This is a genomic window from Serratia grimesii (genome assembly GCF_900186025.1).
GTDB classification, from domain to species: Bacteria; Pseudomonadota; Gammaproteobacteria; order Enterobacterales; family Enterobacteriaceae; genus Serratia; species Serratia grimesii.
In genome coordinates this window covers 5,058,522-5,074,658 of sequence record NZ_LT883155.1, presented here as the reverse complement: position 1 = coordinate 5,074,658, position 16,137 = coordinate 5,058,522, and the positions used below count along the sequence as shown (strand labels likewise).

General features: G+C 53.0%; 13 protein-coding genes. 6 read left to right on the top strand and 7 right to left on the bottom strand.

Annotation, left to right across the window (positions count from 1 at the left end; genetic code table 11):
* Positions 1–302 precede the first annotated feature (302 nt).
* From typA to fabY, 5 genes are all read left to right on the top strand, one after another.
* Complete coding sequence (gene typA, locus SGBXF1_RS23660; RefSeq protein WP_061808575.1) at positions 303–2,126, top strand: ribosome-dependent GTPase TypA; 1,824 nt, start codon at positions 303–305, stop codon at positions 2,124–2,126.
* A 164-nt stretch (positions 2,127–2,290) separates the two neighbouring features.
* Positions 2,291–2,881 (top strand): glucose-1-phosphatase, encoded by a 591-nt coding sequence (gene yihX / locus SGBXF1_RS23655; protein ID WP_061808576.1) that lies wholly within the window; start codon positions 2,291–2,293, stop codon positions 2,879–2,881.
* A 49-nt stretch (positions 2,882–2,930) separates the two neighbouring features.
* Complete coding sequence (locus SGBXF1_RS23650; RefSeq protein WP_037421786.1) at positions 2,931–3,821, top strand: virulence factor BrkB family protein; 891 nt, start codon at positions 2,931–2,933, stop codon at positions 3,819–3,821.
* Positions 3,818–4,255, top strand: a complete 438-nt coding sequence (gene dtd / locus SGBXF1_RS23645; RefSeq protein ID WP_037421783.1) for a D-aminoacyl-tRNA deacylase — start codon at positions 3,818–3,820, stop codon at positions 4,253–4,255. The genes SGBXF1_RS23650 and dtd overlap by 4 nt, the downstream gene beginning before the upstream one ends.
* 23 nt (positions 4,256–4,278) lie before the next feature.
* Positions 4,279–5,226, top strand: coding sequence for a fatty acid biosynthesis protein FabY (fabY, locus tag SGBXF1_RS23640; RefSeq protein ID WP_037421780.1), 948 nt, complete (start codon positions 4,279–4,281; stop codon positions 5,224–5,226).
* Positions 5,227–5,270: 44 nt separating this feature from the next.
* Here fabY and SGBXF1_RS23635 read toward each other — a convergent pair whose 3' ends face one another.
* Together SGBXF1_RS23635 and SGBXF1_RS23630 are read right to left on the bottom strand one after the other, a co-directional pair.
* Positions 5,271–6,932: an AsmA family protein gene (locus tag SGBXF1_RS23635; RefSeq protein ID WP_186427628.1), complete on the bottom strand. Its 1,662-nt coding sequence runs from the start codon at positions 6,930–6,932 to the stop codon at positions 5,271–5,273.
* 128 nt (positions 6,933–7,060) lie between these two features.
* Positions 7,061–8,461, bottom strand: a complete 1,401-nt coding sequence (locus SGBXF1_RS23630) for a nucleobase:cation symporter-2 family protein (protein ID WP_061808578.1) — start codon at positions 8,459–8,461, stop codon at positions 7,061–7,063.
* Between the two features lie 242 nt (positions 8,462–8,703).
* On the opposite strand from SGBXF1_RS23630, the gene gltS reads away from it, so the two are divergent.
* Positions 8,704–9,915 (top strand): sodium/glutamate symporter, encoded by a 1,212-nt coding sequence (gene gltS / locus SGBXF1_RS23625; protein WP_037421771.1) that lies wholly within the window; start codon positions 8,704–8,706, stop codon positions 9,913–9,915.
* Positions 9,916–9,973: 58 nt separating this feature from the next.
* Here the strand turns inward: gltS and recG are convergent, their stop codons facing one another.
* The 5 genes from recG to gmk are packed head-to-tail and all read right to left on the bottom strand — an operon-like array spanning position 9,974 to position 15,837.
* A complete protein-coding gene (gene recG / locus SGBXF1_RS23620; protein WP_186427627.1) occupies positions 9,974–12,055 on the bottom strand; it encodes an ATP-dependent DNA helicase RecG in 2,082 nt (693 codons plus the stop codon).
* A complete protein-coding gene (gene trmH, locus SGBXF1_RS23615) occupies positions 12,052–12,747 on the bottom strand; it encodes a tRNA (guanosine(18)-2'-O)-methyltransferase TrmH (RefSeq protein WP_073963493.1) in 696 nt (231 codons plus the stop codon). The genes recG and trmH overlap by 4 nt, the downstream gene beginning before the upstream one ends.
* A 5-nt stretch (positions 12,748–12,752) precedes the next feature.
* Positions 12,753–14,864, bottom strand: coding sequence for a bifunctional GTP diphosphokinase/guanosine-3',5'-bis pyrophosphate 3'-pyrophosphohydrolase (gene spoT, locus SGBXF1_RS23610; protein ID WP_037421765.1), 2,112 nt, complete (start codon positions 14,862–14,864; stop codon positions 12,753–12,755).
* A 19-nt stretch (positions 14,865–14,883) separates the two neighbouring features.
* Positions 14,884–15,159, bottom strand: a complete 276-nt coding sequence (gene rpoZ, locus SGBXF1_RS23605) for a DNA-directed RNA polymerase subunit omega (protein WP_004953385.1) — start codon at positions 15,157–15,159, stop codon at positions 14,884–14,886.
* Between the two features lie 54 nt (positions 15,160–15,213).
* Positions 15,214–15,837 carry a guanylate kinase gene (gene gmk, locus SGBXF1_RS23600; RefSeq protein WP_037421762.1) on the bottom strand — a complete coding sequence of 208 codons (624 nt, stop codon included), beginning with the start codon at positions 15,835–15,837 and terminating at the stop codon, positions 15,214–15,216.
* Between the last annotated feature and the right edge of the window lie 300 nt (positions 15,838–16,137).

Sequence of the window (16,137 nt, the reverse complement as noted above, 5' to 3'; positions counted from 1 at the left end):
TTGAAAAGACTAAAGCGAAAACTGTGCCAACTTTGCTAAAGCGCGATAAACGCCTTTCTGAGCGGGTTTTGCACAGAATTAGTATGCACCATTAGTGACGCATTGCACTTAAATGGTGCAATCAATGCGAGGTGGGGCACTGTAATGGTGCAAAAGTGCACCAGATGCTGCTTTTTGCACCGTGAAAGGGATCACATACTGACCTGTACACAGTTGTTTATAAGAGACTGTTGTGATCTTGTTTAGTCCCTCGCTTAATACGTGTACAATAGCGCGCTATTTCTAATGCCTGAGGCAAAGCTGTGATCGAAAATTTGCGTAACATCGCCATTATTGCCCACGTTGACCATGGTAAGACCACCCTGGTTGATAAGCTGCTGCAACAATCCGGTACTTTCGGAGAGCGTGTAGAAGCCACCGAACGCGTAATGGACTCCAACGATTTGGAGAAAGAGCGTGGGATTACCATCCTCGCAAAAAACACCGCCATTAATTGGAAAGACTACCGCATCAACATCGTGGATACCCCAGGACACGCCGACTTCGGCGGTGAGGTTGAGCGTGTGATGTCAATGGTTGACTCGGTGCTGCTGGTTGTGGACGCAATGGATGGCCCAATGCCGCAAACCCGCTTTGTGACCAAGAAAGCTTTTGCTAATGGTCTGAAGCCGATCGTGGTAATCAACAAGGTTGACCGTCCAGGCGCACGTCCTGATTGGGTTGTTGATCAGGTCTTCGACCTGTTCGTTAACCTCGACGCAACCGACGAGCAGCTCGACTTCCCAATCATCTATGCTTCTGCACTGTTGGGGATCGCGGGTACTGACCACAATGAGATGGCGGAAGACATGACCCCGCTGTATCAGGCGATCGTAGACCACGTGTCTGCACCGCAGGTTGAGCTCGAAGCACCGTTCCAGATGCAAATCTCCCAGTTGGACTACAACAACTACCTGGGCGTGATCGGTATCGGCCGTATCAAGCGCGGTAAAGTGAAGCCAAACCAGCAAGTCACTATCATCGATAGCGAAGGTAAAACTCGCAGCGGTAAAGTGGGTAAAGTGCTGGGCCACATGGGTCTGGAGCGTATCGAGTCGACCTTGGCTGAAGCGGGCGACATCATCGCTATCACCGGTCTGGGCGAGCTGAACATTTCTGATACCATCTGTGACACCTCTGCCGTTGAAGCACTGCCGGCGCTGTCTGTAGATGAACCAACCGTAACAATGTTCTTCAACGTCAACACCTCACCTTTCTGCGGTAAAGAAGGTAAGTTTGTGACTTCGCGTCAAATCCTTGAGCGTCTGAACAAGGAACTGGTGCACAACGTTGCATTGCGTGTTGAAGAAACTGAAGATGCTGACGCATTCCGTGTATCTGGCCGTGGTGAACTTCACCTGTCGGTTCTGATCGAAAACATGCGTCGTGAAGGTTTCGAACTGGCGGTATCCCGTCCGAAAGTCATCTTCCGTGAAATCGATGGCCGTAAACAAGAGCCGTTTGAAAACGTGACCTTGGACATCGAAGAACAGCACCAGGGTTCAGTCATGCAAGCCATGGGTGAGCGTAAAGCTGACCTGAAAAACATGGATCCAGACGGTAAAGGCCGTGTGCGTCTCGACTACGTGATCCCAAGCCGTGGCTTGATTGGCTTCCGTAACGAGTTCATGACCATGACTTCTGGTACCGGTCTGCTGTATTCCACCTTCAGCCATTACGACGACGTACGTCCGGGTGAAGTTGGCCAGCGCCAGAACGGTGTGCTGATCTCTAACGGCCAAGGTAAAGCGGTAGCATTCGCCCTGTTTGGTCTGCAAGATCGCGGCAAGTTGTTCCTGGGCCACGGTGCGGAAGTGTATGAAGGCCAGATCATCGGTATTCACTCACGTTCTAACGACCTGACCGTGAACTGCCTGACCGGTAAGAAACTGACCAACATGCGTGCTTCTGGTACTGACGAAGCAACTACCTTGGTTCCTGCTATCAAGATGACCCTGGAGCAAGCTCTGGAATTCATCGATGATGACGAACTGGTAGAAGTGACGCCAACCTCGATCCGTATCCGTAAGCGTCACCTGACGGAAAACGATCGTAAACGTGCAAGCCGCGGTCCTAAAGACGCTTAATCGCTGATTTAGTCTGCAACACTTAGGGCGCGTCCAGCGCCCTGAGTTTTTTCCTCTGTCTTTTCCCATTTCTGCCGCGTGCTATACGCTTTTCCTCTTGCTCTCTATTCAGCCTTCATTTTTCCCGCTACAGTAAAATCTCACCGGCCCATCAGGAGAGGACTATGCTGTATATCTTTGATTTAGGTAATGTGATCGTCGATATCGATTTCAAACGTGTACTGGGTGTATGGAGCAATTTAAGTGGTACACCGCTGGCCGTATTGTCCGAGCGTTTCACTATGGGCGAACTGTTCCAACAGCATGAGCGTGGTGAAGTCAGCGATGAAGATTTTGCTGAACGGCTGAGTGATGAAATGGGTATCGCCCTCAGTTTTGAACAATTCGCGACCGGCTGGCAGGCGGTGTTTGTCGCACTGCGCCCGGAAGTGATCGACATCATGAAGCGCCTGCGCAGTGAAGGCCATCGGGTGGTCGTCTTGTCAAATACCAACCGTCTGCATTGCAACTATTGGCCGCAGCACTACCCACAAGTTGCTGAAGCTGCCGATCATATGTACTTGTCCCAGGACATCGGTATGCGTAAACCGGATGCCAACATCTATCTGCATGTACTCAACGCAGAAAATACCACACCAGATCAGGCTATATTTTTTGATGATGTGGAGGCTAATGTGGCCGCGGCTGAAGCGCTAGGGATTAAGGTCGTACATGTGATCGATCGGGACGTGGTACCGGCTTATTTTGCCCAATGACTGCGAAGGGTTAAGCTTAAGGCGTACAAACTGACATCAAGGAGTGGCTATGTCATTTTTCCGCCGTAAGAAGCTGCCTTCTGCGATCAAGCCCAGCGTCACCTTTGGACGGCTGCTGATCAAACGTGTCGACAGTGATGGTCTTACCATGCTGGCGGGCCACTTGGCTTACGTCTCTCTGCTGTCGTTGGTCCCACTTGTGACGGTGGTGTTCGCGTTGTTTGCCGCGTTCCCGATGTTCTCTGACATTAGCGTCCAGCTGAAAAGCTTTATCTTCTCTAACTTCATGCCCGCCGCCAGCAATGTCATCCAAAGTTATTTGGAGCAATTTGTCGCCAACTCCAACAAGATGACCGCCGTCGGTACCTGCGGGCTGATTGTCACTGCATTGTTGCTGATTTCCTCGGTAGACAGCGTGCTAAACACCATATGGCGCAGCAAGAACCAGCGGCCTATTGTCTTCTCCTTTGCTGTGTATTGGATGGTATTAACTCTGGGACCCCTGCTGGTGGGCGCTAGTATGGCCATCAGTTCTTATCTGTTGTCACTCAACTGGTTGGCACAGACCGGTGTCAACAGCCTGGTGGATCAGGTGCTGCGTATTTTCCCGTTGATCCTGTCATGGATATCGTTCTGGCTGCTGTATTGCATTGTGCCGACGGTGCGCGTACCGCCTAAAGATGCGCTGATTGGTGCCTTGGTCGCCGGGCTGCTGTTTGAGCTGGGCAAAAAGGGTTTTGCTCTGTATGTCACCATGTTCCCGTCTTATCAGTTGATCTATGGCGTGCTGGCAGTGATTCCCATTTTATTCCTATGGGTCTACTGGAGCTGGTGTATCGTGTTACTTGGCGCGGAAATCACAGTGACAATAGGGGAATACCGCGACTACCGCCAACAGAAGGCGGAACAACAGGATCAGCCACCAGAAGGGCAGTTATGATTGCGTTAATTCAACGGGTGTTAAACGCCAGTGTTACGGTCGAAGGACAGACGGTAGGCAACATAGGACCCGGTTTGTTAGTGTTATTGGGCGTGGAACAAGATGACAGCGAACAAAAGGCTGTGCGCCTTTGCGAGCGTGTGTTGGGATACCGCATCTTTGGCGATGAGAATGACAAGATGAATCTCAATGTCCAACAGGCAGGAGGTAGTCTGCTGGTGGTGTCGCAGTTCACGTTGGTCGCGGACACGCAAAAAGGTATGCGTCCGAGCTTCTCACGCGGAGCAGTCCCGCAGGAAGCCGATCGGTTATACCAATATTTTGTTGGCCAGTGCCGCGAGCGCGGCATAGAAACCCAGACTGGAGAATTCGCGGCTGACATGAAAGTAGCGCTGGTGAACGATGGGCCGGTGACGTTTTGGCTTCAAGTCTAAGTATTCTGAGAGAGAAGGCGTCTATGTATCACCTACGAGTACCGGTAACAGAACAAGAACTGAAGGATTACTACCAGTTCCGCTGGGAAATGCTGCGCAAGCCGTTGCACCAACCGGTGGGATCGGAAAAGGATGCCTATGACGCCATGGCGCATCACCAAATGGTGGTGGACGAAGGCGGTAAAATTGTCGCTATCGGGCGGTTGTATATCAACGCCGATAATGAGGCCGCCATTCGTTTTCTGGCTGTCGACCCGACGGTGCAGGACAAAGGCTTGGGGACGCTGGTAGCGATGACCCTTGAGTCTGTGGCGCGTCAGGAAAGCGTGAAGCGTGTAGTCTGTAGCGCCCGTGAGGACGCGGTGGATTTCTTTGCCAAACTTGGCTTTGTTAATCAGGGCGAGATTACCGCGCCGCAAACCACACCGATTCGCCACTTTCTGATGATTAAACCCGTGGCGACGCTGGACGATATTCTGCATCGCCCCGATTGGTGCGGCCAGTTACAGCAAGCCTGGTACGATCATATTCCGCTTAGCGAGAAGATGGGAGTGCGCATCAGCCAATATACTGGCCAACGTTTTGTCACCACCATGCCAGAGATCGGCAACCAGAACCCGCACCATACGCTGTTTGCCGGCAGTCTGTTTTCCCTTGCTACGCTGACTGCTTGGGGTCTGATCTGGTTGTTGCTGCGTGAACGCCATCTGGGGGGCACCATTATTCTGGCTGATGCCCACATTCGTTACAGCAAGCCAATCACTGGCCGACCGCGAGCGGTGGCGGATCTCAGTTCATTGAGCGGAGATCTTGCTCGCCTGGCTCGTGGTCGGCGTGCACGCGTGCAGGCAGAGGTTCATCTGTTCGGCGACGATGACAGAGGGGCAGTGTTTGAAGGCACTTACATGGTGTTGCCTGCTGAACCAGATGTGCCTTTGGATCAGGGCGGATGTGAGGCAATAGACAGTTGATATTGTGGCCCTCTCAACTCAACGTCGAGAGGGCCAATCAACCATTAAGGCAGTTGTTGGTTAACCGTCTGACCGTCACGTGCGGTGGCCTGCAACTGGCCCTGCAATGAAGCCTTAAATGGCCCATCACTGTTCAACAAGCCCTTCAACTGTAATTGCAGATTACCATCACCCTCCAACGGAACAGACTGCCATCCCCATTGCTGCAGCGTGTTTACCGGCACTGAACGCCCATTCAGCGATAGCGTAAAGGGTTTGCCCGGCAGTTGTTCTATGGTGGCTTTGGCTTCCAGCAACCCTTGAGGCATAAAAGCACTGAGATCGGTAACGTTGATCTGCCCGTCATTGGCGTTTAGTGCCAGTGATGGGCGACGAACGTCGATCTTATTGAAGGTGGCTTCACTGCCGTTCAGGTTGAGCGTACCGGACCAGATGCCCCATTGGTGGTCGCGTGCCAGCAGCAGGTTGCTGCCGTAACCGTCCAAGGCGGTGACCTGGAATGGGAAGGCCGGGTTGATATCGATGATCAGGTTGCGATTGGTGGTCAACTTATTGACATATACCTCCGCCAACCAGTGTGGCAGCGGTTGTAACCATAACGCACGCCAGTCACTCGGTAAGGTGTACTCCAGTGCCGCGACAGCCACCTCATCGAGTTGCAGTCGGTTGTTGGCACGCAGCCAGTTGCCCGAGGTGCGCAACAGCCCGCCTTCCCAGCGGGTGGTGAACTGCTGAATAGCGATACCGGCGGGTGAGAGCCGCATATTCATGATCGGATCAATCAGGTGGAAGCCGCCGTCGATTAGATCACTGGCGTTGAAGTTGAGCGAGCCGTCTGGGCTACTCCAGTCGCCCTGTTGGAAGGTGACGTTTTGCAGTGACAGGTCGAGATCATTGAATGCCCACTCTTTTCCTTCTAGCCGTGCATCAATCAAATCAAAACGTTTAAGCGTAATTGGTGGCATGGCGGTAAAGCGTTGCCAGAACTGTTCCAGCGTGAGTGGCGTCTGCAGACGCACACCGCTCAGACGCAGTCGCTCCACCTGCCAGCTGCCGTCGGCGCTGCGGGTGGCTACACCCGTCAAATCACCTTGCGCCAAATCGGCACCGAAGTTACTTAGGAGCAACTGGTTTTGTTTAAGCTCGCCCTGTACCAGGACTTGCGAGGCGGGGATGCCGTTCAGTGTCATTGAGCCCGCACTGAACTGGAACTGGTTGTTTTCGCCCAAGGGGTGGCCGACGTTGGGTTGCCATGGTGTGATGCCAGCATTGACCTGTTGCGCGTTGAGCTGCCAGGTTTCATCGTTGGATTGCAGCGCCATATTGCTCAGTTGCAATACATCGGCCTGTATTGGCAATCCCGCGTCTTGCTGTTGGAGGTTAAGCGTACCGTCGCGCAATGTTACGCTATGGAAATAACGCGGCTCGGTAATTTGGCGCAGGCTGAGACCCAGGTCCAGACGTTTGGCGACCAGTGATGGCGGCTGATTTTTTTTAGCCAACTGGACATCTTCCAGACTGATTTGGCCGGGTTGACCCCATGAGTGAGAGAGTTTCGCCACCGACAGGCGATATTCGCTATGATCGCTGACCCAGCGGCTTAACCAGCCCGCAGCCCAACGGGTTTGCCCGATGACGTACAACAATGCAATGGCCAGCACTACCAGCAGTAGCAACGTCAGCAACAGTTTCCCGATAAATTTCATCGTCTACATCCGCGTCGGTCAAAAAAGATACCCTGTTTATGCCGTAATTAGCTGGGCATCTCAAGTGCAATGGTCTGATAGGCAATAAAAAACGGCCGCAAGCGGCCGTTTGACAAGCTGTGTGACAGTTATTGTTTTTCGTGTTCGTGCGGGAATATCAGGTTCAGCACGATAGCGGTGATACCACCGGCAGCAATGCCAGAAGAGAGCAGGGTTTTCAGCCAGTCCGGCGCGAACTGTAAGATCAGTGGTTGCTGAGAGACACCCATGCCAACGGCCAGTGAGAGCGCCATGATCATGATCGCGCGGCGGTTCAGTCGTTCACGTGACACGATGCGTACACCCGACGCGGCAATGGTGCCGAACATCACAAGGGTCGCACCGCCCAAGACCGGTTCAGGAATGTGCTGGACGAAACCGGCTACTGCCGGGAACAAGCCCAACACGATCAGCATCAACGCCACTACGAACCCCACATAGCGACTGGCAACACCTGTCAGTTGGATCACACCATTGTTCTGACCGAAGCATGAGTTGGGGAAAGTATTGAACACTGCGGACAGCATAGAGTTCAGGCCGTTGGCGAGCACGCCGCCCTTCAGGCGTTTCATGTACAGCGGGCCGCTGACCGGTTGTTCCGATACGTCAGAGGTCGCGGTGATATCCCCAATGGTTTCCAATGACGTGACCATAAAGATCAGCATCAGCGGTAGCAGCAGGTTCCAGTCAAAGCCCAAACCGTAATACAGCGGTGTTGGGATGATAATCGCCGCTGTTTCGGTGGCAGGCTGGGTTTCTGGCAACATCCCCATTGCCCATGCCAGAAGGTAACCAACCGCCATGGCGATCACCAACGAGGCGACGCGAAGGTACGGGTTACGCTGGCGATTAAGCAGAATAATGACCAAGAGTACGGCGCCGGCCAACATCAGGTTTTTTGGCGCGCCGAAGCTGTGATCATTCATCGCGGCATAGCCGCCACCGATGGAGGTCAGTCCGACCTGGATCAGCGACAAACCGATAATCATCACCACAATGCCAGATACCAGCGGGGTGATGATGCGGCGCGCCAGATGCAGTACGCGAGATAACAGGATTTCGGTGCAGGAGGCGACCATCAATGTGCCAAACAGTGCTGCCATCATGGTAGGGACATCGGCGCCACCGTTTTTCAGTGCCAGTCCACCCATAATCAGCGGTGAAACGAAGTTAAAGCTGGTGCCTTGAATCGATAGCAGGCCAGAACCGACCGGTCCCCAGGTTTTAATTTGCAAAATAGAGGCCAAACCGGAAGCAAATAACGACATGCTGATGATGTGCTGGGTGTCTTGTGCCGGTAGACCTAATGCCTGACAGATCAACAGAGCTGGGGTGATCACCGCAACAAACATCGCCAGCAGGTGCTGACCGGCGGCAAACAGAGTTTGCGGCAGTGGTGGTCGGTCTTCCAGACGATAAATGAGTTCGCTATTGCGAGGCGTTGAGGATGCTTTTTGCACTGCATCGAGCTCGGCAGATGGCATGGTCATGATGTGGCATTTCCGGAAACGGCAAAGCAGGCATTTTAATGATTTGCCCCATAAAAGCAAACGGTTGCGCGTTAATATTCTGTTAGCAGAATCGACGGTTATGTCGCATTTTCATTCATTTTTTCTTGTATTATCAGCGTTTTTTACTTCTAATCCTGCACTCATCAAGTTTTAAAAACTAAGCGGTTTTCTATAACTTATTATTTATTAATTGGATCTTTCCCCTTACATGGAGTACCTGGATGTTTCATCTTGATACTTATGGCACGTTAGTCGCGGCAACACTGGTTTTGCTCCTTGGGGGCAAATGCGTCACCAGTATTCCTTTGTTAAGAAAATACACCATTCCCGCACCTGTCGCCGGTGGCTTGCTGGTGGCTATTCTGTTATTAGCGCTGAAAAAGCTCGCAAACTGGGAAATCAGCTTCGATATGTCGTTGAAAGACCCGTTGATGCTGGCCTTCTTTGCCACTATTGGTCTCAATGCCAACCTGGCGCGGTTGCGCGCGGGCGGCAAGGCATTGATGGTATTTTTGTTTGTGGTGCTGGGTTTGCTGCTGGTGCAGAACGCTATCGGCATCGGCATGGCGAAAATGCTTGGTCTGGATCCGTTGATGGGTCTGATCGCCGGTTCCATAACCCTTTCCGGCGGCCACGGTACCGGGGCGGCCTGGAGTAAGTTGTTCATTGAGCGTTACGGCTTTGAAAATGCCACGGAAGTTGCGATGGCCTGCGCCACCTTTGGGTTGGTATTGGGCGGCCTGATCGGCGGTCCGGTGGCGCGTTACCTGGTGAAGCATTCTTCTACACCAGAAGGCTCTCCGGATGACAGCGTTCAGCCAAGCGGTTTTGAAAAACCGGAAAGTGGCCGTTTAATTACCTCGCTGGTCATGATTGAAACCATAGCGATGATTGCCATCTGTTTGAGCCTGGGTCAGCTGATCTCTGGCTTACTGAATGGCACGGTGTTTGAACTGCCAAACTTTGTCTGTGTGCTGTTTGTTGGTGTGATCCTCAGTAACACACTGGCCTTCACGGGTTTCTATACCGTGTTTGAGCGAGCCGTGTCGGTACTGGGCAACGTTAGCCTGTCGTTGTTCCTGGCGATGGCGTTGATGAGCCTGCGGTTGTGGGAACTGGCTTCCCTGGCATTGCCGATGTTAGCGATTTTGGCGGTGCAGACGCTGGTGATGGCGTTGTACGCGATTTTCGTCACCTATCGTGTGATGGGCAAAAATTACGATGCTGCGGTATTAGCTGCAGGCCACTGCGGCTTCGGTATGGGCGCCACGCCTACGGCGATCGCCAATATGCAGGCGATTACCGATCGTTTCGGCCCATCGCATCTCGCGTTTCTGGTGGTCCCTATGGTGGGGGCGTTCTTTATTGATATCGCCAACGCGATTGTGATTAAGCTGTATCTGCTGCTGCCGGTATTTCCAGCGATTGGCTGAGTTGTTGTTGTCATAAACGAAAAGGGCGCCAATTGGCGCCCTTTTCTATAGCAGGAGGTTAGGCATTGGAATAACGTGCCTTTTCCGGCAACCAGCGTTCAACCAGCGCACGGGCATGTTCCGGGTACTGTTGATGTATATGGCGGGCGACGCGTTGTACTTCCGGGATCATCGCTTGGTCGCGTAGTAAATCAGCCACTTTGAATTCAGCACTGCCGGTTTGGCGTGTACCCAAGAGTTCGCCTGGTCCGCGAATTTCCAGATCGCGCTGGGCAATAACAAAGCCGTCATTGCTGTCCCGCAGTACTTGCAGACGCTTCTGTGCGGTTTTGCTCAACGGCGTTTTGTACAACAGAACGCAGTGTGAAGCCACGGCGCCACGGCCTACGCGGCCGCGTAACTGATGCAATTGTGCCAGTCCCAACCGTTCTGGGTTTTCGATGATCATCAGGCTGGCATTGGGCACATCGACACCAACTTCAATCACTGTCGTTGCCACCAGTAGTTGCAATTCGCCCTGTTTAAAAGCCTGCATCACCGCCTGTTTTTCTTGCGCCTTCATGCGACCATGCACCAGCGCAACGTTCAGATCGGGTAGCGCGGTTTTCAGCTCTTCCCACGTGGCTTCTGCCGCTTGGGCTTCCAACAGCTCAGATTCTTCTATCAGTGTGCACACCCAGTACGCTTGCCGGCCTTCTTCCATGCAGGCGCTTTTTACCCGCTGGATAATATCGGCACGTCGTGTGTCGGGAATGGCGACGGTAGTGACTGGCGTTCTGCCCGGTGGCAGTTCATCTATCACTGACGTGTCGAGATCGGCATAGGCAGTCATCGCCAGTGTGCGTGGGATTGGCGTGGCGGTCATGATCAACTGATGGGCATGGAAGCCTTGCTCTTCACCTTTTTCCCACAGCGCTAGGCGCTGGTGTACGCCAAACCGGTGCTGCTCATCAATGATCACTAACGCCAGACCTGAAAATTGTACTTGTTCCTGGAAAATGGCGTGCGTACCAACCACCATCGACACCTGCCCGCTGGCAATCGCTTCTTGCTGCGCGATACGCGCCTTGCCTTTTTGCTTGCCAGCCAGCCAGCCGACCTCCAACCCCAGCGGTTCAAACCACTGACGAAAATTGTTGGCGTGTTGTTCGGCCAACAATTCGGTGGGCGCCATTAATGCCACCTGCTTACCGTGGGCGATGGCGCGCAGTGCCGCCAGTGCCGCTACCAGCGTTTTGCCGGAGCCAACGTCGCCTTGCACCAGACGCATCATTGGGAAGCCTTTTTGCATATCGGCTTCGATGTCGGCCACCACGCGTTCTTGTGCACCAGTAGGTGCAAAGGGCAACTGAGTGAGGAATTGTTTTTTAAGCCGATCGTCCGGCATCAGGGGGAGCGCCTGATAACTTTGTGCACCGGCGCGCACCGCCAGCATGCTGAGGTTATGTGCCAGTAATTCTTCCATGATCAGACGTTTTTGCGCTGGGTGTTTACCCAGCTCCAAATCTGCCAATTGGATATCCGGCGGTGGGCGATGCAGAGCATGTAATGCCTCTGGCAGGCTCATTAAGCCACCGCTCAACTCCGATGGCAGTAGCTCGGTAATCGCACAGGTATCCAGCAACTCCAGTGCTTGATCGGTGAGTTTGCGAAGCGTGGCCTGTCGTATGCCTTCGGTGGTTGGGTAGACCGGCGTCAATGATTCTTGCAGCTCAACCTCGCTGCTTTCCCCCTGAATACGGTATTCAGGATGAATAATCTCTGCGCCATGATTACCGCGTTTAACTTCGCCATAGGCGGTTACGCGACGACCTGTTGCCAGGCTATTTTTCATCGCCGCATTGAAGTTAAAGAAACGCATGGTGAGCAGGCCGGTGCCGTCACTGATCTGGCAAGTTAGCATGCGCCGCCGACCAAAACTGATGTCAGTACGCAGAACTTCGCCTTCTACCGTGGCAAAGATACCTGGTTGCAGGTCGTTTATTGGATAAAGCCGGGTACGGTCTTCATAGCGTAACGGCAGGTGGAGCAGCAGATCTTGAATGGTTTCCAGGCCAATTTTGGCCAGTTTCCCCGCCTGGCTGGCTCCAACCCCGGAAAGTGTGGTCAGTGGGACAGCATCCAGCAGGCGGCCTTTCATTTGCGTACCGTGGCTTGCATGGTTGCCCACCATTCGGCATCGGCGATCACTTGACCTTGTTCGTCAATGTGCGGACGTGGCAGCTTTTTACGTTTTGCCACGTTGGCTAGCACCGGGTAACCGCCTTCGAACAACAGACGCTGCTGTTCTTCTTCATCGAGCATGCTGCGCTCGCGGCGATACAGGCCGGCATTTTGTCGCTGACGTTGTGCTTCATACAGGATCAGTGCTGAGGCGACGGAGACGTTGAGTGATTGCACCATACCGATCATTGGAATAACGATGTCTTGATCGGCAAGCCGCAGAGCTTCTTCGGTAATACCGGTTTTTTCCTGACCCAGCAAAATGCAGGTAGGGCGGGTGTAATCCACTTCGCGGAAATCCACTGCGCGATCTGAAAGGTTAGTTGCCAGAATTTGCATACCCTGACTTTTCAGGTGGGTCACTGCGTCGGTGATGGTGCGGTGGGTTTTTACATTGACCCAGCTATTGCTGCCTGCTGCGGAGGAGACCAGGGTTCGCATGCGCGTGGTTGGCCATACTGCATGTACCTGATGCACGCCGACGGCGTCGGCGGTACGGATAATGGCGGAGACGTTATGCGGTTTGTGCACCTGTTCCAGGCAGACCGTCAGATCCGGCTGCCGGGTTGCCAGCATTTCACAAATCCGCGCATAGCGTTCAGGGCTCATAGGCGCTAATTTCGGTTACGGTTAACTTTAATAACATCCGGCATAATACGGATTTTACGCATAATATTTGCCAGATGGATGCGATTACGGGTGGTTAAGCGGATAAAGGCGCTGTAAACCCGACCGTCTTTCTCTTCGGTATTCAGGCTTTGAATATTGGACTCAGCCGCATTGATTGCAGCTGTCAGGTTGGCCAGTGCTCCCTGATGGTTAAACATGTCCACTTTGATCTCGGCGATGAATTCCTGCTCGATGTCTTTGTCCCACTCTACCGCCATGAATTTTTCAGGCTCTTTCTGGTAGCCGCGGATATTCCGGCAGGATTCATGGTGGATTACCAAGCCTTTACCTGGGCTGACGTGGGCGATAATCGGGTCACCTGGAATTGGTCGGCAGCATTTGGCGAAGGTAATCAGTACGCCATCGGCGCCCTTAATTGCCAGGTTACGAACCCCAGAGGACGTACCCAGATTGGATTGGTCGCCTTGCAGGTTTTTCGCTACCACTACGCTCATGGCGTTACCCAGACCAATTTCTGCCAGCAGATCGTCCAGCGTCGCCAGTTTCATGCGATCCAACTCGTGTTGGATATTTTCTTGTGGGATCTCTGCCAGTTTGCGGCTGCCGCCCAATGCATGATTCAACAAACGGCGGCCAAGGCCGACTGAGTCGTCACGCTTGAGGTTTTTCAACATCTGACGAATTTTGGCTCGTGCTTTTGAGCTGACAACAAAGTTGAGCCAGGCTGCGTTTGGTCGTGCACCCGGAGCCGTGATGATTTCAACCGTTTGGCCGCTGGTCAGTGACTGCGACAGCGGATACGGCTGGCGATCAACTCGCGCACCGACACAGGCATGGCCAATATCAGTGTGTACCGCATAGGCGAAGTCGACCGGCGTGGCTCCAGCAGGCAATTCAACGATGCGGCCTTCTGGGGTGAAAACGTAAATCTCATCTGGGAACAGATCGGATTTTACGCTCTCGATAAATTCAAACGAGCTGCCGGCGCTTTGTTGTAGTTCCAGCAAGCTTTGCATCCAGCGCTGGGCACGGATTTGTGCAGTCGTGCCGGTTTCGCCCTGTTCTTTTTCCTTATAAGCCCAGTGCGCAGCAACCCCCATTTCGGCCATCTGATCCATATCTTCAGTACGGATCTGCACCTCTACCGGCACACCATGCGGGCCGATCAATGAAGTATGCAGCGATTGATAACCGTTGGCTTTGGGAATGGCGATATAATCTTTTACCCGACCCGGGCGTGGTTTATACAGGCTGTGAGCCTGGCCCAATACGCGGTAACAGGTATCGACTTCCTTCACGATCACACGGAACGCGTAAATATCCATAATCGAATGGAAACGCTGTTCTTTCAGGTGCATCTTGAGGTAGATGGAATACAGGTGTTTTTCCCGACCGCTGACGCGGCAAGGAATACCGGCTTCGGTCAGTCGCCCTTCGATCTCGGCGAGAATCTTCTGGATCATCTCTTTACGGTTACCGCGCGCGGCTTTCACCACTTCTTTGATGACGCGGTAGCGATTTGGGTACAACGCCTCAAAGCCCAGCTCTTCCAGCTCGGTTTTAAGGTGGTGAATACCCAGACGATGGGCCAGAGGGCTGTATATTTCCAGGGTTTCACGCGCAATACGCCGCCGTTTGTCAGGGCGTAGCGAACCGAGGGTGCGCATATTGTGCGTACGGTCGGCCAGCTTGATCAACACGACGCGGATATCTTGCACCATCGCCATGATCATCTTGCGGAAGTTTTCCGCTTGAGCTTCTTTTTTATCCTGGAATTTCAGTTTGTCGAGCTTGGATACGCCTTCAACCAATTCGGCGACACTTTTGCCGAATAGCTGTTCCATATCCTGATAGGTAGCCGGGGTGTCTTCGATGACGTCGTGCAGCAGGGCTGCCATCAGCGTCTCATGATCGAGACGCATTTCCGCCAGAATACAGGCCACGGCGACCGGGTGAGTAATGTAGGGCTCACCGCTGGAGCGTGTCTGTCCCTCGTGAGCATCACGTGCAACGAGGTATGCCTGTTTGAGGCGCTTAATCTGCTCCTCAGGCAAGTAACGTTGAATCAGCAGATTCAGGCTTTCAAACAGGTACAAAGGCAGACTCGCAGTCTAATTAACGACGACCTTCAGCAATCGCGGTAACCGCTTGAATTTCTGCGGCTTCTTGCTCTTGCTGCTCCTGACGATCACGAACATCGAGGATCTGGCTGGTGATCAGGCCTTCTTCGATTTCGCGCAGTGCGATAACGGTGTACTTGTCGTTTTCTTCTGGAACAAGTGCATCTTTACCGCCAGTCTGGATTTGACGTGCCCGACGAGCAGCGACCAACACCAGGTCAAAACGGTTACCAATTTTCTCTACAGCGTCTTGAACAGTTACGCGTGCCATATTTGTGCTACTCCACAGGTGACGAAAAGACTGGGCATAATACTGAAACTGTCTTCAGTCTGCCAATAGTTTGCTGATTAAAGCGTCATGCCGCAGTAATTGGCGGCCTAAACGCAGGCGTTCGGCGCGAATAATGGTCTTCAGATCGGACAGGGCCAGATCGAAATCATCGTTCACGATTAAATAATCATACTCTGCGTAGTGTGTCATTTCTGCCACAGCTTGCGCCATGCGCTTGGCGATCACTTCATCAGAGTCTTGCCCGCGACCACGCAGGCGACGGCCAAGTTCTTCCTTCGACGGCGGCAAAATAAAGATGCTGCGCGCTTGCGGCATTTTGGCGCGGATTTGCTGTGCGCCTTGCCAGTCGATGTCCAGAAAAACGTCTACGCCGGTCGACAGCACCTGCTCAATAGCCGCACGTGACGTACCGTAATAGTTACCGAACACTTCGGCGTGCTCAAGAAACGCATCCTGCTCAATCATTCGGCAGAACTCATCCCTTGAAACAAAGAAGTAATGTTCGCCGTGCTGTTCACCTGGGCGGCTATTGCGCGTGGTGTGCGAAACCGAAACCTGCGTGTCGTACAGCGGTTGCGTCTTTAACAAAGCCTGAATCAGACTTGATTTCCCTGCGCCGCTAGGGGCAGAGACAATATAAAGCGTGCCTTGAGCCATGATGATGTTCGTTGATAGCGGTTGATATGCCAATAACAGCGGATGTGTATTTTCTCCGCACAGTATACACGGCTAACGCGTCGGGTGCAGCGTTAGCTCGCATTTTGCCCGTCGCTTTGTGCTGAAAAAACCTCAAACTGGCAGGTTTGCGCAGCGTATCGCTAAATATCTTCAGTTTTCTGCAATGTGCCAAACCTTTCTCGAACTGCGTTATGGAACGGCTGATTGGCGATTGTCGCCTCCTGACTTTCTGGTTTTACTGCCGGTTATCAGGGAGGTGCACAATGTACAAAGGTGCCA